Source organism: Mesorhizobium sp. B2-6-4, assembly GCF_006441495.1.
In the GTDB taxonomy this organism is placed as follows: Bacteria; Pseudomonadota; Alphaproteobacteria; order Rhizobiales; family Rhizobiaceae; genus Mesorhizobium.
Map to the genome: position 1 here is coordinate 95947 of NZ_VFUE01000015.1, position 21196 is coordinate 117142.

The 21196-nt window shown below is 64.0% G+C and carries 22 protein-coding genes and 1 riboswitch; of the genes, 9 read left to right on the forward strand and 13 right to left on the reverse strand.

Annotated elements, in window-relative coordinates; genetic code table 11:
- Positions 1 to 8 precede the first annotated feature (8 nt).
- Positions 9 to 938, forward strand: coding sequence for a sugar kinase (locus FJ426_RS21335; protein WP_140560169.1), 930 nt, complete (start codon positions 9 to 11; stop codon positions 936 to 938).
- On the opposite strand, the gene FJ426_RS21340 is transcribed toward FJ426_RS21335, so the two are convergent.
- Positions 935 to 1870 carry a prephenate/arogenate dehydrogenase family protein gene (locus FJ426_RS21340; protein ID WP_181167284.1) on the reverse strand — a complete coding sequence of 312 codons (936 nt, stop codon included), beginning with the start codon at positions 1868 to 1870 and terminating at the stop codon, positions 935 to 937. The two genes, FJ426_RS21335 and FJ426_RS21340, sit on opposite strands and share 4 nt — an antisense overlap.
- Before the next feature lie 6 nt (positions 1871 to 1876).
- On the reverse strand, positions 1877 to 2986 hold the full coding sequence (hisC, locus tag FJ426_RS21345; protein ID WP_140560168.1) for a histidinol-phosphate transaminase: 1110 nt from the start codon (positions 2984 to 2986) through the stop codon (positions 1877 to 1879).
- A gap of 135 nt (positions 2987 to 3121) precedes the next feature.
- Positions 3122 to 3199: riboswitch (SAM riboswitch) on the forward strand.
- Between the two features lie 121 nt (positions 3200 to 3320).
- On the opposite strand from hisC, the gene FJ426_RS21350 reads away from it, so the two are divergent.
- On the forward strand, positions 3321 to 4490 hold the full coding sequence (locus tag FJ426_RS21350; protein WP_140513895.1) for a homoserine O-acetyltransferase: 1170 nt from the start codon (positions 3321 to 3323) through the stop codon (positions 4488 to 4490).
- 58 nt (positions 4491 to 4548) lie between these two features.
- Positions 4549 to 5163, forward strand: a complete 615-nt coding sequence (gene metW / locus FJ426_RS21355; RefSeq protein WP_140500775.1) for a methionine biosynthesis protein MetW — start codon at positions 4549 to 4551, stop codon at positions 5161 to 5163.
- Between the two features lie 111 nt (positions 5164 to 5274).
- Here the strand turns inward: metW and FJ426_RS21360 are convergent, their stop codons facing one another.
- The 3 genes from FJ426_RS21360 to FJ426_RS21370 form a co-directional block, all read right to left on the reverse strand.
- Positions 5275 to 6078: a DUF1194 domain-containing protein gene (locus FJ426_RS21360; protein ID WP_140560167.1), complete on the reverse strand. Its 804-nt coding sequence runs from the start codon at positions 6076 to 6078 to the stop codon at positions 5275 to 5277.
- Between the two features lie 105 nt (positions 6079 to 6183).
- A complete protein-coding gene (locus FJ426_RS21365; RefSeq protein WP_140560166.1) occupies positions 6184 to 8007 on the reverse strand; it encodes an ABC transporter ATP-binding protein/permease in 1824 nt (607 codons plus the stop codon).
- Positions 8008 to 8146: 139 nt separating this feature from the next.
- A complete protein-coding gene (locus FJ426_RS21370; RefSeq protein ID WP_140525413.1) occupies positions 8147 to 8935 on the reverse strand; it encodes a methyltransferase domain-containing protein in 789 nt (262 codons plus the stop codon).
- A gap of 153 nt (positions 8936 to 9088) precedes the next feature.
- On the opposite strand from FJ426_RS21370, the gene gloB reads away from it, so the two are divergent.
- Positions 9089 to 9856 carry a hydroxyacylglutathione hydrolase gene (gene gloB / locus FJ426_RS21375; RefSeq protein WP_140560165.1) on the forward strand — a complete coding sequence of 256 codons (768 nt, stop codon included), beginning with the start codon at positions 9089 to 9091 and terminating at the stop codon, positions 9854 to 9856.
- A 23-nt stretch (positions 9857 to 9879) separates the two neighbouring features.
- Complete coding sequence (locus tag FJ426_RS21380; RefSeq protein ID WP_140500770.1) at positions 9880 to 10320, forward strand: cupin domain-containing protein; 441 nt, start codon at positions 9880 to 9882, stop codon at positions 10318 to 10320.
- Positions 10321 to 10335: 15 nt separating this feature from the next.
- Here the strand turns inward: FJ426_RS21380 and FJ426_RS21385 are convergent, their stop codons facing one another.
- From FJ426_RS21385 to FJ426_RS21395, 3 genes are read right to left on the reverse strand one after another with little or no spacing between them, the layout of a single operon-like run.
- Positions 10336 to 11010, reverse strand: coding sequence for a lysoplasmalogenase family protein (locus FJ426_RS21385; RefSeq protein WP_140500769.1), 675 nt, complete (start codon positions 11008 to 11010; stop codon positions 10336 to 10338).
- On the reverse strand, positions 11007 to 11921 hold the full coding sequence (locus FJ426_RS21390; protein WP_140560164.1) for an EamA family transporter: 915 nt from the start codon (positions 11919 to 11921) through the stop codon (positions 11007 to 11009). Before FJ426_RS21390 ends, FJ426_RS21385 begins: the two co-directional genes overlap by 4 nt.
- 27 nt (positions 11922 to 11948) lie before the next feature.
- Positions 11949 to 12737: a DUF3108 domain-containing protein gene (locus FJ426_RS21395; protein WP_140500767.1), complete on the reverse strand. Its 789-nt coding sequence runs from the start codon at positions 12735 to 12737 to the stop codon at positions 11949 to 11951.
- A gap of 251 nt (positions 12738 to 12988) precedes the next feature.
- Here FJ426_RS21395 and rpmB point away from each other — a divergent pair, with 251 nt between their 5' ends.
- The 3 genes from rpmB to FJ426_RS21410 all read left to right on the forward strand — a co-directional run bounded on the left by rpmB (position 12989) and on the right by FJ426_RS21410 (position 14816).
- Positions 12989 to 13285: a 50S ribosomal protein L28 gene (gene rpmB, locus FJ426_RS21400; RefSeq protein WP_140500766.1), complete on the forward strand. Its 297-nt coding sequence runs from the start codon at positions 12989 to 12991 to the stop codon at positions 13283 to 13285.
- Between the two features lie 163 nt (positions 13286 to 13448).
- Positions 13449 to 14132 carry a queuosine precursor transporter gene (locus tag FJ426_RS21405; RefSeq protein ID WP_140500765.1) on the forward strand — a complete coding sequence of 228 codons (684 nt, stop codon included), beginning with the start codon at positions 13449 to 13451 and terminating at the stop codon, positions 14130 to 14132.
- Between the two features lie 3 nt (positions 14133 to 14135).
- Positions 14136 to 14816 (forward strand): hypothetical protein, encoded by a 681-nt coding sequence (locus FJ426_RS21410; protein WP_140500764.1) that lies wholly within the window; start codon positions 14136 to 14138, stop codon positions 14814 to 14816.
- A gap of 87 nt (positions 14817 to 14903) precedes the next feature.
- Here FJ426_RS21410 and FJ426_RS21415 read toward each other — a convergent pair whose 3' ends face one another.
- The 4 genes from FJ426_RS21415 to FJ426_RS21430 form a co-directional block, all read right to left on the reverse strand.
- Positions 14904 to 15932: an esterase-like activity of phytase family protein gene (locus FJ426_RS21415; protein WP_140560162.1), complete on the reverse strand. Its 1029-nt coding sequence runs from the start codon at positions 15930 to 15932 to the stop codon at positions 14904 to 14906.
- Entirely contained in the window at positions 15929 to 17827 is a 1899-nt protein-coding gene (gene cobT / locus FJ426_RS21420) for a cobaltochelatase subunit CobT (RefSeq protein WP_140560161.1), read from the reverse strand. The genes FJ426_RS21415 and cobT overlap by 4 nt, the downstream gene beginning before the upstream one ends.
- Before the next feature lie 11 nt (positions 17828 to 17838).
- Complete coding sequence (gene cobS / locus FJ426_RS21425) at positions 17839 to 18825, reverse strand: cobaltochelatase subunit CobS (RefSeq protein ID WP_140500761.1); 987 nt, start codon at positions 18823 to 18825, stop codon at positions 17839 to 17841.
- A 123-nt stretch (positions 18826 to 18948) separates the two neighbouring features.
- A complete protein-coding gene (locus FJ426_RS21430) occupies positions 18949 to 19569 on the reverse strand; it encodes a J domain-containing protein (RefSeq protein ID WP_140500760.1) in 621 nt (206 codons plus the stop codon).
- Positions 19570 to 19752: 183 nt separating this feature from the next.
- On the opposite strand from FJ426_RS21430, the gene FJ426_RS21435 reads away from it, so the two are divergent.
- Positions 19753 to 20055 (forward strand): BolA family protein, encoded by a 303-nt coding sequence (locus FJ426_RS21435; RefSeq protein ID WP_140560160.1) that lies wholly within the window; start codon positions 19753 to 19755, stop codon positions 20053 to 20055.
- 55 nt (positions 20056 to 20110) lie between these two features.
- Here the strand turns inward: FJ426_RS21435 and FJ426_RS21440 are convergent, their stop codons facing one another.
- A complete protein-coding gene (locus FJ426_RS21440) occupies positions 20111 to 20917 on the reverse strand; it encodes an alpha/beta hydrolase (protein WP_140560159.1) in 807 nt (268 codons plus the stop codon).
- Positions 20918 to 21196: the final 279 nt, after the last annotated feature.

Consider the following 21196-nt stretch of genomic DNA (forward strand, 5'->3'; position numbering starts at 1 on the left):
CATCCCCAATGGACAGACCGGCAAAACTCCTGAGCGTCGGCGCGCTGACGCTCGACACCATTCTCCGCGTCGAAGCGCTTCCCGTCCATCAGGGCAAGTTCATGGCCGCCGATGGCGTCCAGATCGCTTCCGGCATGGCCACGAGTGCCGCCTGCGCCGCACGCCGGCTGGGCGCCGAAGTGTGGCTTTGGGCGAGCGCCGGCGATGATCAGGTCGGCGACCAGCTGATATCGGGCATCGAGGCGGAGGGCGTTGATTGCAGCCTCGTCCGTCGCGTCGCCGGAGCGTCCTCGGCGCTGGCCGCGATCCTCGTCGATGGCCATGGCGAGCGCATCATCGTGCCTTTCTACGATCAGCGCGCCCAGGCCGATCCCGACGGCTTGCCGGTCGCCGATCTCACCGCTTTCGATGCCGTGTTGGTCGATGTGCGCTGGCCGGGTGCGGCAGCGCTGGCCCTCAGCGCTGCGCGCGCTGCCCGCCGCCCCGGGATCCTCGATGCCGACACCGCGCCATTGGCAGTGCTGGAGCGGCTGTTGCCGCTCGCCTCGCACATCGTCGCCTCCGAACCGGCGGCGCGCATCGTCTGCGGCCAGGCGGTGGACCCGCAGACCGCATGCGCCGACCTTGCCTCGTGCACCGACGCTTTCGTCGCGGTAACCGCCGGCGGGGCTGGAACCTGGTGGCATGACAGGCAGGCCGGTTGCGTACGCCACGTCGCTGCGCCAAAGGTCAAGGTGGTGGATACGCTGGCAGCCGGCGACGTCTTTCATGGCGCATTCGCAGCCGGATTGGCGCAAGCCATGCCGATCGAGCAGGCGCTACGCTTTGCCAGCGCGGCCGCAGCGCTCAAATGCCAGCGCTTCGGCGGCAGGCTGGGCGCGCCCGATCGTGCCGAGACACTGGCGATGATGGCGGCGACCTGGCCTGAAGGAGCCTAGTTTTTCGCCGGATGCTCGACCGCCTGGCGGCCGAAATCCGGCACGTCGATGTCCTGGCCGGCCTCGATGATCGAGCGGCGCACGGCGCGGGTGCGGGTGAACAGGTCGAACAGCTTGTCGCCGTCGCCCCAGCGGATCGCCCGCTGCAGAAAAGCCAGATCCTCCGAGAACCGCGCCAGCATTTCCAGGATCGCGTCCTTGTTGTGCAGGCACACGTCCCGCCACATGGTCGGATCTGAGGCGGCGAGACGCGTGAAGTCGCGGAAACCGGAAGCGGAATATTTGATGACTTCCGTCTTGGTCACCGATTCCAGGTCATCGGCGGTGCCGACGATGTTGTAGGCGATGATGTGCGGCAAATGCGAGACGATGGCCAGTGTCATGTCGTGATGCTGCGGATCCATCGTGTCGATGTTGGCGCCACAACGGCGCCAGAATTCGGAAAGCCTTTCCAGCGCGTCCGGATCCGTGTCCGGCAGCGGGGTGAAAATGCACCAGCGGTTGTCGAACAGATCGGCGAAACCGGCATCGGGCCCAGATTTCTCCGTGCCGGCCAGCGGATGGCCGGGAATGAAATGCACCCCACCGGGTATATGCGGCTGCATCTGTGCGATCACGGAAGCCTTGGTCGAGCCGACATCGGTGACGATGGCGCCCCTCTTCAGCGCCGGCGCGATCTCTTGCGCCACCGCGCCGGACGAGCCGACCGGCACCGAGACGATAACCAGGTCGGCATCGCGGACCGCTTCCTTGGCATCTATGGCGTAGGAGGAGCCCAGCCCAAGCTCTTGCGCCCGCGCCAGCGTTGCGGCGCTGCGCGTCGAGATGGCGACATGGCCGGCCAGGCCCTCGCGGCGGATGACGCGGGCCAGCGACGAGCCGATCAGGCCGATGCCGACCAGCGCGATCTTTTCGAACATCGGTGATGCCATGGCGTTCTAGCTTTTCAGGAATGTCGTGAGTGCCGCGACAACGCCGCGATTGGCCTCTTCGGTGCCGACCGTCATACGCAGTGCGTTGGGAAAGCCATAGCCCGAAACACGCCGCAGTATGTAGCCGCGCTGGGTGAGATAATCGTCCGCCGCCGCGGCCGAATGCTTGCCGTCGTCGGGAAAATGAATGAGGAGGAAATTGCCGACGCTGGGCGTCACCCGCAACCCGAGCCCGGTCATCTGTTCGCTCAGCCAGGCCAGCCAGGTCTCGTTATGCGCGACGCTGCGCTCGATATGGGCGCGGTCGCGGACGGCGGCGATGCCGGCCTCGATCGCCGTCGCATTGACGTTGAAGGGACCGCGTACGCGGTTGATCGCGTCGACGATGTGCATCGGCCCATACATCCATCCGATCCGCGCCCCGCCAAGTCCGATCTTGGAGAAGGTGCGGGTCATGACCACGTTCTGAGAGCTGCCCGCGAGCTCGATGCCGGCCTCATAGTCGTTGCGCCTGACATATTCGGCATAGGCGGCATCGAGCACCAGAAGCACGTTCTTCGGCAGGCCGGCATGCAGGCGACGCACCTCCTCGAACGGCACGTAAGTGCCGGTCGGATTGTTGGGATTGGCGAGGAACACGATCTTCGTACGTGGCGTGACGGCCGCCAGGATCGCATCGATGTCGGCGCGCTCCTCGGTCTCCTTGACCGCGACAGGCGTCGCACCCGCCGACTGGATGTAGATCTTGTAGACCATGAAGGCGTGTTCGGTGAATATGGCCTCGTCGCCGGGCGCCAGATAAGTCTGCGCCAGCAGGCCGAGGATCTCGTCGGAGCCGTTGGAACAGATGATGTTCTGTGCGTTCAGACCATGCACCTCGGCGATTGCTTCGCGCAGGCGCCGGGCGGTGCCGTCGGGATAGACGTCGAGCTTGGCGGCGACCTCGCGCGCGGCCTCGATTGCCTTCGGCGAGGGGCCGAGCGGGTTCTCGTTCGACGACAGCTTGTGGACCTTGTCCACCCCGGCGGGGGCCGAGCTCTTGCCCGGCACATAGGCCTCGATGTCCATGATGCCCGCGCGCGGGGTTGGACGTGCCTTGTCCGGGGTCTGGCTCATATCGCAAATCCGTCGAGAACGCTTCCGTCCTGGAAGCCGCTGCGGAAATACAAGCCATGGCCGGCAATGTCGAGAGGTGGCAGTGGTGCCAGCAGTTGGCATTGACGGCGGGGCAGGTGAGTTCTAGAAGGGCAGCAACAGTTCCGTGGTGATTTGGCCGGTCGGCTTGCAGCCACGTTAAACAATTCGCTAAAGGGCCGTTTGCGTGACGTAACCGGCTTTGCGAAGGCATTGCCGGTTTTTTATTGTCCGCGGCCGGCCGGACGAACGCATCGGCCGCGCTGACATCGGTAGCGATTTCCGTAAAAGGCAAGGGTGCAGCAAGAGAGACGAGATGGCCGCTCAGCGCGCTGGCAGAACCAACAACGAGGCAGACCAACCGTCGAGTCCGGTCGTGCGCTTCGGCGCCGACAAGCCGCTCAAGCTCGACGCCGGCACGCTGCTGTCGCCGTTCCAGATCGCCTACCAGACCTACGGCACGCTGAATGACGCCCGTTCCAACGCCATTCTCGTATGCCACGCTTTGACCGGCGACCAGCATGTGGCCAGCACCAATCCAGTGACCGGCAAGCCGGGTTGGTGGGAAGTGCTGATCGGCCCCGGCAAGATCATCGACACCAACCGTTTCTTCGTCATCTGCTCAAACGTCATCGGCGGCTGCCTCGGTTCCACCGGCCCGGCATCCACCAATCCCGCCACCGGCAAGCCTTATGGGCTCGACCTTCCGGTCATCACCATCCGCGACATGGTGCGTGCCCAGCAGATGCTGATCGATCATTTCGGCATCGAAAAACTGTTTTGCGTGCTCGGCGGGTCGATGGGCGGCATGCAGGTGCTGCAATGGGCGTCGAGCTATCCGGAGCGTGTTTTCTCGGCGCTGCCGATCGCCACCGGCGCGCGTCATTCCTCGCAGAACATCGCTTTCCACGAGGTCGGCCGGCAGGCCGTGATGGCGGACCCCGAATGGCATGGCGGCAAGTATTTCGACCACGGCAAACGCCCGGAAAAGGGGCTCGCCGTGGCGCGCATGGCCGCCCACATCACCTACCTGTCGGAAGCCGCCTTGCACCGGAAGTTCGGCCGCAACCTGCAGGACCGCGAAGCTCTGACCTTCGGCTTCGACGCCGACTTCCAGATCGAGAGCTATCTGCGTCACCAGGGCATGACTTTCGTCGACCGCTTCGACGCCAATTCCTATCTCTACATGACGCGGTCCATGGACTATTTCGACCTCGCCGCCGACCATGGCGGCAGGCTGGCCGATGCTTTTGCCGGCACCAAGACACGCTTCTGCCTGGTTTCGTTCACCTCGGATTGGCTGTTTCCGACAGAGGAGAGCCGCTCGATCGTCCATGCGCTGAATGCCGCCGGCGCGTCGGTGTCCTTCGTCGAGATCGAGACCGATCGCGGGCACGACGCCTTCCTGCTTGACGAGCCGGAACTGTTCGCCGCCATCAATGGCTTCATCGGCTCGGCCGCGCGAGCGAGAGGGCTCGGCGCATGACCCGGCAAAGTTACAGTCTTGTGCATCAAGGATCATGCGCCACGACAAGGGGCAAGCCATGAGCGTCAACCGCGCCCAGCGCGTCGATCTCGAGGTGATCGCCGGTCTGATCCCTCCGCAATCGCGGGTGCTGGACGTCGGTTCCGGCGACGGCTCGCTGCTCGAGCTTTTGCAGGAGACCAAGCAGATCGACGGCCGCGGACTGGAGCTGTCGCAGCGCGGCGTCAACGAATGTGTGGCGCGCGGCCTCTCGGTCGTGCAAGGCGACGCCGACAAGGATCTCGAATTCTATCCCGACAAGGGTTTTGATTTCGTCGTCCTGTCGCAGACCTTGCAGGCGACCCGCAACCCGAAGCTCGTTCTCGACGAACTGCTCAGGATCGGCGAACACGCCATCGTGTCCTTCCCCAATTTCGGCCACTGGCGGGTGCGCCTGTCGCTGTTCGTCAAGGGCCGCATGCCGGTGACCAAGGACCTGCCCTATTCCTGGTACGACACGCCAAATATCCACTTCTGCACCATCCGCGACTTCGTCAATCTGTGCGAGGAGCTTGGCGCGACCGTGGAAAGGGCGACCGCGCTCGACGCCAACGGCCAGAAGATCGGCCTGTCGATGCCATGGTGGTTCTGGAACTTCTTCGGCCAGCAAGCGGTGTTCTTGTTGAAGCGATAAGGGCCATCCCGGAGGTGGCTATGACACCCCCTTTTCGGGCGAAGTCGAGCTGCAAGCTGATCTCTGCGACGAAGGTCATCAGCAGGTTGGAATGCATAGCCCGGCGAAGGCTCAGCGATCGAGCTCCGGGAAATACGGATCCGACAAGAACCGTCTGTCGCGTTCGCCTTGCAGGCAGTCGATCGGAGCCTCGGCTTCGGCGGGAATGATCCTGGTCTCGTTCTGAACGCCGCTCACTTCGAGAATCAGCTTGCGCCGGATTGCCGTCGAAAATTCGGCGGCTGTATAAATCGGCAGCACGAAGGAGCCCGGCCCGCCGGTGACGCACTGGGCGTAATACCGGTCGAGGTGGCTGAAGGTGGGCGATGGATTGATCAGGATCGGCAGGCCGTTGATGACGATGCCTCTGGCGTTTGCCGCATCCCGCGTGGCGGTGACGGGCGGCCCGATATTGTTCGGTCCGTCACCGGAAATATCGATGACGCTGCGTTCGCTTTCGTAAGCGGTGCGGTCGAAGAGCCCCGCGCCGAAGGCGAGCGCGCCGGAGATCGACGTGCCGCGGAAGCTGCGGAACGGACGAGCCGCTATCTTGTCGGCAAAGGCGTTGGCGCTCTCGGCGCCGTCGATGACCTGCCAGCCGATGAGCGCGTCATCGCGCACAGTGCCGGCCCATTCGAAATAGGTGAGCGCGATGCGACCGGCGTTCCCGGCGCGGACCGCCTTGATGAAGTCGGGATGACGCAGCGCCTCCACATAGCCGGCGCGCTGCAGGGCGAACTCCTTCTCGTCCATCGACAATGAGATATCGACCGCCAGCACCAGTTGGACATCAACGGCCAGACTATCCGGCGCAGGCGCAGTCACGGCGGCCTCGGTGCAGGCCAGGCAGGCAAGCAGGCTGAGAGCATCAAGCATCGCCGGCTCAAGCTATGTTTCCGGTGCGATCTTCCCTCGCGATCACGGCGAAATAAAGCTGCCGCGTGGCGTGGCGCGGGCTGGTCCGAATAGATGCCGGAAGTGCTATTTCTTGCGGCGAGGAGCGGCCGGCGGCGGCTCGATTGCGCCTGCCCTTATGCGCGCGGGCTTCAGAGCCGGCACGCCGGACGCCTTCACGATGGTCAGTGCGCGCGGGAAGAATTGATTGTTGTGCTGGCCGCGGCCTATATTGAGGATCGTCGCCCCGCCCAGCCGCTTCTCCAGCATCGACAACACCCGCCGCAGTGTCGGTCCGTCGAAGGCATCGAGAGCCTCATCGATGATCACCCATTTTGGTTGGCGCAGCACGAGGCGGGCAAAGGCCAGCAGGCGCAGTTCGTCGTCGGCCAGTTCATGCTCCCAGCGCGCGCTGCGGCCGAGCGACGACGACAGGTGTTCCAGGCCGATCTCGGCCAGCACGGCTGAGATATCGGCATCGCTTGCCGGCGCAACCCCGTCCACGCGGTCGAGCACTTCGCGCAGCGTGGCGGTTGGGAAGTAAGGCGTGCGCGGCACGAAGATGGGCGTCTCTCCCGCCGGCATGCCGATGCGCCCGCTCCCCCACGGCCACAGGCCGGCAATGGCGCGAAAGAACAGCGTCTTGCCCGCGCCAGGCTCGCCGGTGAGCATGACGCGTTCGCCGGCGTGGATCTCGACATGCTGGTCGGCGAGCCTCGTGCAGCCCTCCGGCGAGGCCACTTCGAGTTTCTCGAAGGTCAGCTTGCCGTTTGCATTCTCGCCGAATTCGATGCGCCTTTCCTGGCCGTGCAGCACATCGGTCTCATCCAGCGCAATGCGGAAATCGGCGACGCGCATCAGCGTCGCTCGCCAATCGGCGATGCTGCCGATATTGTTGATGAACCAACGCAATGAAGAATGGACCTGATTGAAGGCGCCGACCGCCATCATCAGTCCGCCGAAGCTGATATCGCCCGCGAAATAGACCGGCGAAGCGACCAGGATGGGAGCCACCACGGTGATCCAGCCATAGGTGTCCGTCACCCAGGCGAGATTGATCTGGGCGTTATAGATGCGTCGCATGGCGCCGAGCACGGTGCCCAGGTCGGTTTCCAGCCGCCGCCTGGCATCGGGCTCGCTTCGGGCGAGCGCGATGGCATCGATGTTCTCGTTGACGCGCACCATCGAGGAACGCAGCTCCGCCTCGCGTGTGTAGCGGTCGCTGTTGAGGTGGATCAGTGGCCGTCCGACCAGCCAGCTCAGCCAGGAAGCCGTTCCGGCATAGAGGATGGCCGCCCACACCATGTAGCCCGGTATGGCGAGCGACGTCCCGCCGACATGGAAGACGAAGCCCGAGGACAGCTCCCATAACACGCCGACGAAGGAGGCGAGCAGGATTAGGGATTGCAGCAGGCCAACGCCAAGATCCGTCGACAGGTCGGAAAGATGGCTCGCGTCCTGCTGCATGCGCTGGTCGGGATTGACCCCGATGGCGCCTGCATGCGCCAGGCGAAAAGCGCGCGCCGGCCGCATCCATCCATCGATCAGATCGAGCGTCAGCGCCTCGCGCAGCTTCAGCCGGATCGTCTGATTGAGCCAGGTCTGGCCGACATTGAGCACAAGAAGCCCACCGGCAATCGCGGCAAAAACGGCGAGCTGGTGCAGGAAGGCCTGCATGTCGCGGCGTGCAAGCGCATCGTAGAAAGGCTGGTTCCAGCGGTTGAGCAGAACCTGGCCGATCGAGGTCGCGACAATGACGGCAACCATTCCGATGGAGGCCCAGCGTAGCCCTTTGCGGACCGGCGACCCGGCAAGCACCAGCTTGATGGTTGCCACCTGATCACGCAGGCTCGAAGCTTCGACCGCAGCGATAGGCCGGGCAGAGGCATCATTGTCCGGATAATCGGCCATGAGCTGAAGTCCTTGCGTTCAAAAGCGGTGCTGAAAACCGGATGAAGTGTAGTGACGCCACTGGTCACTCAGCCAGGCTGCGAGCCCGTCAGCGACAGATAGGTCGCGAAATGCCGTCCGGCGCAAGTTTCTGGCATGATCACGAAGGTGTCATTCGCGGACCCGGCGATGTCGTGCCCCCGGTCTCTATTCGCCGGCCGAGCCGCGTTGCTGCATGCGGCGAAAGCACCGGCACGAAAACCCGTCGGGAAGCGCGCTGGGCGGCCGGCACGCCCTGATAGAGCCGCTTCTGCGCCTCGACCACGATGACGCCGGAAAAGATCGGCCACAGCCGCCGGCCGGCGCGCTCCACCATATTGTGGAAGCGCATCATGAAACGCCGCCGCGATGGCGGAAAGAACAGGGCGTCGGACCAGGCGGCGGGCGTGAAATTCGCCTCGCGCAGCAACTCGGTGAGCTGACCGCGCGAGAACGGCCTGCCATTGCCAAACGGCGTGTGCTCGAACCGCGCCCAGACGCCGCGCCGGTTGGGCACGACGATGACCACCCGGCCGGCCGGCGACAGCACGCGCCAGATCTCGTTCAGCGTTTCGCGCGGGTTTTCGACATGCTCGAGCGAATGCACGAGCAGCATGCGGTCGATGCAGGAATCGACCAGCGGCAGTTCCTCGTCGAAAACCAGAGCCGTCGCCGTCGGTCCCGCCGCCGGCCAGACCACGGCGCCCTGCGTCGCCGGCATGAAGGCGAACACCCGCTCGGCGTCGCTGCCGAACCGTTCCAGCCAAGGCAAGGTGTAGCCGAGCCCGACAAGCCGCTCATTGGGCACGGTGGCCCATATCGATGACAAGGCCATGGTGATCGAATGCTCGGCGAAGCGACCGAGCGCTGTCGAATAGAAGGAGCGGAGATCGACGATGTCGGAATGCATGTCAGGGATGTAGCCGCGATATCGGCGGGTTTCAACAAAAGGCCGCGACGTCCCGAGATCCCGGATGTCGAATGACATCCTGACATTAGTCATCTCCGGGATGACATCCGCGCGTCGGCGTCCTATGTCTGCGGCGAAAGATGGAGAGATGCGATGGCGGTCGAAATCGAACAGTTCATGTGCCGCAGCGACAATTTCGGCGTGCTGGTGCATGACCCCAAAAGCGGTCAGACCGCGCTTATCGATGCGCCGGAAGAAGCGGCGATCCTGGCTGCGGTCAAGCGCACCGGCTGGACGCCGACGATGATCCTGACCACGCATCACCATGCCGACCATGTCGAGGCCAATCTGGCGCTGAAGCAGCGCTTCAAGCTGCGCATCGTGGGTCCCGAAGCCGAAAAGGCCAAGATTCCCGGCATTGACGACACTGTCGAGGACGGTTCGATCCTGCATCTCGGCGAGGAGCGCATCGAAGTGATCGCCACCCCCGGCCACACCGCCGGCCACGTCTCCTATCACCTGCCGGCATCGAAAGTGGCGTTCACCGCCGACACGCTGTTCGCGCTCGGCTGCGGGCGGCTGTTCGAATGCAAGCCGCCGGTGATGTATGGATCCCTGAAGAAGCTCGCGGCACTGCCTGCCGCGACCGTGATCTATTGCGGGCACGAATACACGCTCGCCAACGCCCGTTTCGCGCTGAGCGTCGACCGGACCAATTCGGCATTGAAGGAACGCGCGGCAAAAATTGAAGCGCTGCGCGCCGATAACAAGCCGACGCTGCCGACCACGATCGGCGAGGAATTGTCGACCAACCCTTTCCTGCGCTGGCACGATCCGGCAATCCGCAGGCATCTCGGCATGGAGAAGGCGTCGGATGTCGAGGTTTTTGCCGAGATCCGCAAGCGCAAGGATAATTTCTAGGCCAAGCGACACTGGTCGAAACCATGACGAGTTCCGCAGAAATCATCGTCATCCTTGGCATGAAGCCGCATCCGGAAGGCGGCTGGTACACGGAAACCTTTCGCGACGGTGGCGGCGGAGCTCGAGGCCACTCGACGGCGATCTATTTTCTGCTGGAGCAGGGCCAGGTTTCCGCCTGGCATCGCGTCAGGGATGCAGCCGAGGCCTGGCACTTCTACGCCGGCGCGCCGCTGGCGCTGTCGATATGGGAAGAAGGCGGCCCAAAGGCTAACCGGGTGATCGAGCAGGTGCTCGGCATCGAGCTTGCGGCCGGCGAGCGGCCGCAAATCGTCGTGCCGGCGGGCTGGTGGCAATCGGCGCGCAGCCTGGGCGAGTGGACCCTGGTCGGCTGCACCGTGGCGCCGGGCTTCGACTTTGCGGCGTTTGAACTGGCGGAGCCTGGTTGGCGGCCTAAACAGCTCTGACGCAGCCGGAAACCCTTAGCGCAGCAGGAAACCAAGCGTGATCACGAGCTGCGCGGCGTAGTAAAGCACCCAGACCGCCAAACGCATCCAGGCGCGATGTGGCGAAATGGCGGCCGCCAGGAAGCGTTCCGTGGCCAGCAGCGCGTCGGACGCCATGAACAGCACGGCACCGCCGATAACAGCGGCACTGCTCGTCGTCAGCGCCGAAATGCCCATGGCGAGGATGGCCGCGACATAGCCCGCGATCGGCGCTCGCAGGGCCGGGCCGACGCGGCGCCACAGCGCCGCCAGCATGAGAATAACGAATACCGCCATCGCAAGTGCGATTGCCGCGCGCCAAGGTTCGGCCCCCAGCACTCCCATCCCCCCGCCGCTGCGCAGGAACAGCACGACGTAGACGATATGCGCGGCGAGAAAGCTGCCCAGCCCGCCCAGAAACATCTTTTCGCCATCCCGCGACAGGAAGGCGTCGCCGATGGCGCTCAGCGCAAGAGCGGCGACCAGTAGCAGCGGCCCGCCCTGCATCGCCGCCAGCACGGCAAGCATGGCCACGGCGAGCGTTTTTGCCGCCGAACGGGCGAGCGTCGGCGCCATGCCTGATGTGAAGGCGTAGACAACCGCCGCCACCAGCGAAAAGATCAGCGTCGCATTGGCGTTGGCGTCGATGCCGCCTGGAAACGGCATCGTCACGCCCGGGCTCCGCCTTCGGATGCACCGGCTCCGCTTTCGGAAGCAGCGGGCTTGCGCAGGAACAGCGACTTTGCCGCCAGGGCAGCGCCGCCGGTGATGAGCACGCAAGCGGCGAGGATGCGCAGCGACGGTTCGGCGACGCCGGCCGCGATCAACACCAGCGTCGACAGGAGCGGCGCGGCATAGCTTGCCGCGCCCAGCACCTGGATGTTGCCGCGCTTGACCCCGACATCCCAGGCATAGAAGGCTGCCCCCACTGGCATCAGGCCGAGCCCGAGCACGGCAAGCCATTGCCCGGCACTCGCGGGCAGCACCGTCTCTTCCAGCGCCAGATGGCAGGCAAGCGACAACAGCGCGGTCGCCGCGCAGAACCAAGTGACGATGCTGGTCGGCACTGACGGGAAACGCCGCGACAGGAGCGAATAGGACGACCACAGCACGGCGCAGACGGCAGCCATGGCGTAGCCGAAGGCATAGCGCGCGTCGAAGGCGAGGCCGCCGCCCTTGGTGACGATGAGGACGGTGCCGGCAAGGCCAAGCAGCGCGCCGACGATATGGTTCCAGGCCAGCCGCTCGCCCGGCATCAGCGCCGAGCCGAGCACGATCAGCAGCGGCCACAGATAGGCGATCAGACTGGCCTCCACCGCCGGCGCGTTGCGCAGCGCGGTGAAGTAGAAAAAGTGGTAGCCGAAAAGGCCGGCAATGCCGATCACCCAGACCTGGCGAGGTATCCTCTGGCTTTTATCCGCGGCCGACATGAAAAGGCGCGCGAAAAGCCCGACCCCGGTGCCGATCGAGAAGGTGATCGCCGACAAGAGGAACGGCGGCACCTTGCCGGATGCGTCCGTAAGCAACGCCAGCAGTGCCCACATGGCCACGGCCGAAAAGCCGATCAGTGTCGCGCGCCCCATTCTGTCTCCAGCGGCGCGCGTGGCGCCTTATTGTATTGCTTCGAAACGCCTGGCGCTGATGGTCAAGGTGCCGATCTGCGTCCCGACCGTCGCGCGGATCGGCGCATATACCCCGGTTTGGCCGAGCGGCGCAAATGTCACCATTATGCGGCTTTTGTTCTTGAGGTAGTTGAGCGCCTTGCGGCCCTTGCGGTAGCCCGCCACCGGCTCGAAACCCATCCGGCATGTGACGGTGTCGCCCTTGTAGCCGGGCACCGAGATCGACCCTTTTGAAGCGTAGCTCAGCGTCAGGTTGGCGCGCATCTCGCCGTCATACAGCCTCACGGTGCGGCCGCAGACCTTGTCGAGGCTGCCGGCATGGATGACGGTTGCCGCCATCGGATCGAGCACCGATGCCAGGTCGCCGGCGCCAAGCGGCACCCAACTGTCGGGATCGCGCTTTTCCGGCGCGGGAACGACCGTCGTCGAGATGACGTTGCCATTGGCAAAACGAATGTCGATGGCGGAGGCTTTCTTGCCGGAAGTGTAGTCCGCGCGGAACGCCTGCGGCACCATCTTCTGGCCCGAAATCGTACCCTTGGACGAGATCGTGCCGCGCGTGTCATCGAACAGCTTGGCGAGACCAGCCGCGGAAACGCTGCCGTCGATCGAGTAGACGCCGTTCTCATAATGGCTTGAAAAGCTTGATTTCGCGATAGAAAGGCCCAGAAACGACACTGTGTATTCGCCCCTGAAGGACTGCGGCGAGGCGGCCGTCGCAGGCGACGGCGAGGCGACGGCCAGCGCGGCGGCAAGGGCATGGGGCAAGCGAAGCATGGCGCGATCGGATCCTTGATTTCAACCGGAAGCGGACAACTCCGGTCTGGCATGTCCCTATGGAACCGCTTATACGACGAATTCCGGCCTTAGTATGAAATGCCGCTGGGCCAGGCTGGAGCTTGACGCATGGGCGAAATGCAACTATGGAACGCCAACTTTTTCCATAAGGCCGCTTGACCAGAACCGCGCGCCACCCGGCGTGGGCACGAAGGTTTGGCAGGTCCCCGAGAGAACTGAAGGTTAGAACCATGTCCCGCACCTGCGAACTCACTGCCAAGGCAGTCCAGACCGGCAACAATGTGAGCCACGCCAACAACAAGACCAAGCGTCGCTTCCTGCCGAACCTCGTCAATGTGACGCTGATTTCGGAAGCGCTGAACCAGAATGTGCGCCTGCGCATTTCCGCCAACGCGCTGCGTTCGGTCGAGCATCGCGGCGGTCTCGACGCCTTCCTGGCCAAGGCTGACGTCAAGGAGCTGTCGCAGCGCGCGCGCCTCTTGAAGAAGCAGATCGCCAAGAAGCTCGCCGAGCAGGCTGCCGCGTAAACTGCCTTCAGGCGGGGGACAACCGCCCTGGCCAACCTCTTGTTGGCCTTGGACATCGGGTCGCCGTCCGCAAGGCGGTTTCGGAAATCCGATGCTCGAACAAAGCGAGCGCGATCCGGTTTCGGCATGACGCTCCGCTGGTTCCATTACCCAGGATAAAAAAATGACTTCCTTCTCGCGATACCTGCCCTTCGTGGCCGCCATGGCGCTTGTCGTCGTGGCATCGAATATCCTCGTGCAGTTCCCGATGCAGGGTCGGATCGGCGGCTTGTCGCTGGCCGACCTGCTCACCTGGGGCGCGTTCACCTACCCGTTCTCCTTTCTGGTCACGGACCTTGCCAACCGCCGCTACGGGCCTGCCGTGGCGCGCCGGATCGTCTTTGTCGGCTTCATGACGGCGGTGGTCTGCTCGGTCCTCGTGCCGCCCTTCCTGTTCCGCCATGGTTTCATCGAGTTCGAGACCGCCGCCGACCGGCTGGTGCGCATCGCGGCGGCGTCCGGCGCGGCCTTCCTCACCGCGCAATTGCTAGACGTGACCGTGTTCAACCGTCTGCGCCGACAGAGCTGGTGGCGGGCGCCGATCGTCGGCACGCTGGTCGGCTCGGTGTTCGACACCGTCGTGTTCTTCAGCGTCGCTTTCTCCGCGGCTTTCGCCTTCGTTGGCCCAAGCGACAGTTTTGCGCTGGAAACGGCGCCGCTGATGGGCGTGCTGCCGGTCGAGGCCATGCGTTGGGTCTCTTGGGCGCTTGGCGACCTCAGCGTGAAGCTGATCATCGCCGTCGTGGCACTGATCCCCTATCGGCTGCTCGCCGCCCGCTGGAGCCAGCCGGCTGTTGCTGCGGTCTAGGCCGTGATTCCCTGGATCCAGCTGGACTCCGCGAAAACCCCGGATGGCGCGCAGGAGCTTCGGCTCAAGCGGCGCGGTTCCGAATTCTCGATCATGCTGGGCACCAACGAGTTGATGAACAGCCGCCTCAGCGGCTCGGAAGAAGCGTTGGCCAGGCTCTCCTGTCGGAGGATCGCCGGCCGCAGACAGCCGAGAATGCTGATCGGCGGGCTTGGCATGGGTTTTACGCTGCGCGCCGCTCTCGCCGAGTTGGGCGAGAATGCCGAAATCACTGTCGCGGAGTTGGTGCCGGCGGTCATCGCGTGGGCGCGAGGGCCGATGGCCGAACTGTTTGGTGGCTGTCTCGACGATCCGCGCGTCATCGTCCGGGAGGCCGATGTCGGGCAGTTTATAAGATCCCGGCCCGCGGTCTGGGACGCCATCCTGCTCGATGTCGACAACGGCCCGGACGGCATCGTTCACAAATCCAACGACGCGCTGTACAGCCTGCAGGGTCTGGCGGCAGCGCGCACCGCACTGAAGCCCGGCGGCGTGCTTGCCGTGTGGTCGCAAGGGCCGGACAGCGGCTTCACCCGGCGGCTGAAGCAGGCAGGTTTCGCGGTCGAGGAGGTGAGCACGCGCGCCAACGGCAAGCGCGGCGCGCGTCATGTCATCTGGATCGCCACCAACGGCTCGCGACCCTGAGCGGACGCCGTCATTTGATGAATAGCCGACCAAATCGAAGCCGGCGTTGAATACCTTCAACTTCAGCTTCGCAGTTGGAGCGCCAAATCAGTCCTGGTGCAAAATGAATTCCAGATAGAGATTGCGCTGCAGGATCGAGTGGTTGTCGTCGGAGATCAGCGACACCATCAGCGCGCCGTCTTCGCGCTTCCAGACGTCGAGCCCTTCCATATTGTCGATCTGGTAGCCCATATCGGCTTCCAGCAGCACCGGACCGTCGGCGACCGCGCCCTTCTCCACGGTCTCGCCCTCAACGCGCCGCAGCCGCATCTTGAGGCCTCCTGCCATCGTGAAACTGCGCTCCAGCAGCAGAAGGTCGCCATCCGGCAGGAAAGCCCCATCGGTGATATCGAAATCGCCGTTGCGCTTGACGGTGAAGACGCCCTTGTGCGGACCTTCGATGATGGCGGCATAGATGTTGCCGGCCTTGTCCAAGCTCTTTTCCGACACCACGACCAGGCCGCCTTGGTGGCGGCCATTGGCATTGGCGTGGGTGACGGTCTCGAAGCCTCGGTTCCGGCGCAGCTCCCATGCCGGAACCAGGAAATCCATCTGCCTGAACGGCGCCTTCATATCGTCGGAGCCAATTTTGAACTGGGCGACGCGATGGTTGCGCTCGAAACCCACGGTGGCAATGCCGTCCTTGACGGAAAGCCCCTCGGCATCGACTTCCGATTTCTCGTCGATCGGCTGGCCCGATGCATCGACCATCTGTTCCATGCGGAAGTCCCCGATGCCTGACGGGCGCTTGTCCGCATCATGGGTCACGGTGCCGAAGAACCAGAATCCGGTATCGGCGACGCCGACGAAGTCGCGACCGCCTTTCAGGAAACGGAAGGCCGACAGCGCGCCGAAATCGCGCGACGGCGACGTCATCTCCAGCCCGCCGACGAATTCGAGCGGACCGAATTGCTTGTCGGCACGGCCTATACGGAATTCGGTGATCGGGCGGGCCGAGACCTCGACCGGTTCAACCGAGGTCGCGCTGGCCGAACTGGATGGCACCGGGGCTGCACCGGCAAACAGGGCGATGGCGGCGAAAAGTGCTTGTCGAAATCCGCCGTGCGAAAAGATCATCCGGCGCGCCGCATGCCGCCGCGCCGCGTATCGCGTGCGCTTTCCTCGGCGAACAGCGAAGCCAATTGCTCGGTCATGGCGCCGGCCAGTTCCTCGGCATCGACAATGGTGACGGCGCGCCGGTAATAGCGGGTGACGTCATGGCCGATGCCGATGGCAAGCAGCTCGACCGGCGAGCGCGTCTCGATCAGCTCGATGACGGCGCGCAGATGGCGCTCGAGATAATTGCCCGGATTGACCGACAGCGTCGAATCGTCGACCGGCGCGCCGTCGGAGATCATCATCAGGATCTTGCGCTGCTCTGGCCGGGCGATCAGCCGGTTATGCGCCCACAGCAGCGCCTCGCCATCGATGTTTTCCTTGAGCAGGCCTTCGCGCATCATCAGGCCGAGATTGCGCCGTGCCCGCCGCCAGGGATGGTCGGCCGACTTGTAGATGATGTGGCGCAGGTCATTCAGCCGGCCCGGATTCGGCGGCTTGCCGTCCTTCAGCCACTTCTCGCGGGCCTGCCCGCCTTTCCAGGCGCGCGTGGTGAAGCCCAAAATCTCGACCGAAACGCCGCAGCGTTCCAGCGTGCGCGCCAGAATGTCGGCGCAGGTGGCGGCCACGGTGATCGGCCGGCCGCGCATGGAACCCGAATTGTCGAGCACCAGCGTCACCACCGTGTCGCGGAATTTGGTGTCGCGCTCCTGCTTGAAGGACAGCGGCTGCATCGGATCGATGACGACGCGCACCAACCGTGCCGGGTCGAGATAGCCCTCTTCCAGGTCGAAATCCCACGACCGGTTCTGCTGCGCCATCAGGCGGCGCTGCAAACGGTTGGCCAGCCGGCCGACGACGCCGGACAGGTTGGCGAGTTGCTTGTCGAGGAAAGCGCGCAGCCGGTCGAGTTCTTCTTCCTCGCAAAGCTCCTCCGCCCCCACCGTCTCATCGAAAGCTGACGTGAAGACCTTGTAATCGATCTCCTTCGGCAGGTTGGTGAAAGGGTTGTCGTTGCGGCGCGCCTCGCCGGGCGTCTCGGCATCGGCATCGTCGTCGTCGGACAAATCGTCGGCAGTGGCGTCGGAGGCTTCGGTCTCGGCCGACTGCTCGTCGTCAGCGGAAGCCTCGGCATCCTCGGACTGCGACTGTTCGGAGCCGGAATCGTCCTCGCCGCCTTCCTCGCTCTGTTCCTCGCCTTGCGGCTGGTTATCGTCATTGTCCTCCGAGTCTTCGGTCTCCTGCTCGTCGCCGAGTTCCTCGGCCATTTCCATGGAGGCGAGCATTTCACGCACGACGCGGGCGAAGGCCTGCTGGTCGTCGAGCTTGGACGACAGCCCGTCGAGGTCGGCGCTCGCCTTTTCCTCGACCCAGGGGCGCCAGAGCTCGACCAGCCGCTCGCCGCTCTTGGGGATCGGCCGGCCGGTCAGTTTCTCGCGCACCATCAACGCCAGCGCCTCCTCGATCGGGGCGTCGGCCTTGTCCTTGACGTCGACGAGATTGGCCTTGGCGTATTTGTCCTCCAGCATCGAGCCTATATTGTCGGCGACCCCTTGCATGGCGCGGCTGCCGATCGCCTCGACGCGCGCCTGTTCGACCGCGTCGTAGATGGCGCGGGCCGCCTTGCCTTCCGGCGCCAGTCTGCTGTGGATGCGCACGTCATGGCAGGCGCGCTTGAGCGCCATGGAATCGCCGAGGCCGCGGGTGATGGCTATGTCGGCCTTGGACGCTTTCTTGGGCAATTCCGGCAGCCGGGCGCGGCTGCCGGCGAGCGCCGGGCGGTCCTTGGCGAAGCCGACTTCCAGCTCCTTGTCTCCGGCGATGGCGCGCATGCAGACGGTGACAGCACGCTTGAAGCTGTCGGCTTCAGAGCCCGTCTTCGACTTGTTGCGCGTATTGTCGCCCGGACCCGCCATCGAGGCTCTGCTTAGCCCAGCACCACATTGGCGGCGCTCTCCGGCAGATCCTCGCCGAAGGCGCGCTGGTAGAACTCGGCCACCACCGAGCGCTCCAGTTCGTCGCATTTGTTGAGGAAGGTCAGCCGGAACGCCATGCCGATATTGCCGAAGATCTCGGCATTCTCCGCCCAGGTGATGACGGTACGCGGGCTCATCACGGTCGACAGATCGCCATTGATGAAGGCCGAGCGCGTCATGTCTGCGACGCGCACCATCTTGTTGACGATGTCCTTGCCCTTGCCGTCGCGATAGTGCTTGGCCTTGGCCAGCACGATGTTCACCTCATTGTCGTGCGGCAGGTAGTTCAGCGTGGTGACGATCGACCAGCGGTCCATCTGCGCCTGGTTGATCTGCTGGGTGCCGTGATAGAGGCCGGTGGTATCGCCCAACCCGACCGTGTTGGCGGTCGAGAACAGCCGGAACGCCGGATGCGGACGGATGACGCGGCTCTGGTCGAGCAGCGTCAGCCGACCCGACGATTCCAGCACGCGCTGGATGACGAACATCACGTCCGGACGGCCGGCGTCATATTCGTCGAAGCACAGCGCCACATTGTGCTGATAAGCCCAAGGCAGGATACCGTCGCGGAATTCGGTGATCTGCAAGCCATCCTTGACCACGATCGCGTCCTTGCCGACGAGGTCGATACGGCTGACATGGCTGTCGAGATTGACGCGCACGCAAGGCCAGTTGAGGCGGGCCGCGACCTGCTCGATATGGGTCGATTTGCCGGTGCCGTGATAGCCCGAGACCATGACGCGCCGGTTGTAGGCGAAGCCGGCGAGGATCGCCATCGTCGTCGCCTTGTCGAAAAGATAGTCGGGATCGATGTCGGGCACATGTTCGCTGGTGACCGAATAGGCCGGCACCACCATCTTGGAGTCGAAGCCGAATTTGTCCTTCACCGACACCGTGGTGTCGGGCAGGTTGGCGATGTCGCGATCGACCTTGTTCATCTCTATCCACGTCTCCACGGGCGAAACGACTGATTTCGCCGGCAATCGATTTTCTCCGGGGGCGGTCTTAGAGCCTTTTCCACCCTTGTGAAAGTTGGAAAACGACACGAACCGTTGGGTCGCTCAGCACAAACCCGCCTGCTTGAGCACGCGATAGGCCTGGAGCACATCGCGGAACCGGTCTTCCGAACCTCTGTCGCCGCCATTCGCATCCGGATGGTGACGCTTCACCAGTTCCTTATAGCGCGCCTTGATCTCCTTGCCAGTCGCCTTTGTATCAAGGCCAAGCGTTTCCAGCGCCTTGGCCTCAAGCGGCTTGGCCTTGCGCTCGCGCACCTCCCGGGGATCCTTCGGCCCCTTGAACAGGTCGAACGGGTCGCGCATCCGGTTGTAGTAGCCGGCGCGGCCGGAGCGCATCTGCGCCATATCGGGAGACGAGCGCGTCGAGGCGCCGTTGACGCCCATCTTCCAGGTCGGCCGATGGCCGGTCATCGCCTCCTTCTGGAAACGGGCGACCTCGGTGTCCGGAACGCCGGAAAAATAGTTGAAACCCTTGTTGTACTCGCGCACATGGTCGAAGCAGAAGCGGAAATACTCGCCCTCCTTCATGCGCCCGACCGGAGCGCGATGGGTGCCCGCCTCCTTGCAGCCATCCCACTGGCAGATCGGCGCGTGCGACTTCAGCTCCGCGTCCTTCTCCTGGCGGATGCGGATCTTCTCGAAATATTTGGGATACGGCTTCATCTAACCCATTTATGGGGCGTTCGCAGATGCGAAACAAGAATTGACATTTTCGCGATGATCGCCCTAACCGCTGAATCGCGGCATAAAGCAGGCGGAGGACCGATTTTGTTGAAGCGCGGCATGCAACGAAGTCGGTTCGGCTTCCGCGATCCCGCTGGCGATATGTGGTGAAGGGAGACGGCAATGTCCATACAGGCAACCATGGAAGACAAGTTGAGCAAGGCATTTTCGCCGGAGCGGCTGGTCGTCATCAACGAAAGCCATCTGCACGCCGGCCATCATCATGTGGAATCCGGCCACCAGGCTACGTTCGACGGCACCGGCGAGACGCATTTCCGCGTCCGCATTGTTTCGCAGGATTTTGCCGGCATGAGCCGCATCGAGCGCCACCGCGCGGTCAACGCGCTTTTGGCCGACGAATTGAAGGCTGGCCTGCACGCGCTGGCGATCGAACCGGCGGCTCCCGGCGAAAAGACGCGCTGGTAGGCCGGTCCTCCTCGCTCCTCGCGGTGACGTTCAGAGCTCCGTTTCGATGCCGCAATCACCCAACCGCCGATTTCAGGAATGCCAGTGCCGCCCCGGTCAAGGCGTCGCCATCCTCGCCGAAATCGCGGTTGATCGACATGTGCGTATAGGCGCTGCCGTCGAACAGCGTCACCTTGGTGCCGGTGGCGCGCAAGCGCTCGGCGAACGCCTTGGAGTCCCCGTCCCGGCCCGAAGCGCCTGAGTAGGCGATGAAGGTCGGCGGGTGCTTGTGGCCATCTACATAACTGGCCGGCGACAACGCCGCCCATTGCGCGGGATCGGGGAAGGCCCGCGCATAGGCCCCCGCCATGCCGCCATTCCTGGAAAGCGCGGTGAGGTTATAGGCCCTGGTGTCGTCGAGAAGCAGCGCGGCCACACCCGGTAGACCGCCACGCATGCCGGTCAGCGCAACGAGGTGGCAACCGGCCGAATGGCCCATGGCCACGATCCGCCTGGCATCGCCGCCATGCCGGGCAATGTTGGCGCGGACATAGGCATAGGCCTTTTCGACATCGTCGGCCTGGGTGGCGACCTCCGCTTCGGGCAGCATGCGATAGTCGATGGAGACCAGGCAAAACCCGTTGGCGAGCAGGAAGGCCGGCTTCGCGTTGACCTGCGAGCGCTTGCCGGAGCGCCAGGCGCCGCCATGGACGAAGAAGACGACCGGCAATCCGCGTGCGCCATCCGGCGCATAGATATCGAGCTTGGCCGGCCCGTAATCGAAGGTTGTCGGCACGGGTTGGCGCTGGCCCCATGCGACCGATGTGCCCAATGGCAACATCGCCGCCGCGGAGACCAGAATAAGGCTTCGTCGATCGATCATCGCAATCTCCCGATCGTTGGGCCCGATATGTAGACGAGGAATGCCCGCACGCACCACGAGCATCCCGTTAGACTTGGGAGTGCTCAACGATCTGATTCAACACCGTACCAGCCGCATCAATGCACTCGCTTTGCCGTTCGGTTCACGAAATCGATATTTGCCCTTGACGGTCTCCTCTGGCCATCACCACCTGAGATATCAGACGAGCATTGTAACTGTGTGCTGTCCAAGTTCGATGCAGATACACGCTCTCTCTCCAATGTGGAGGGAACCACAATG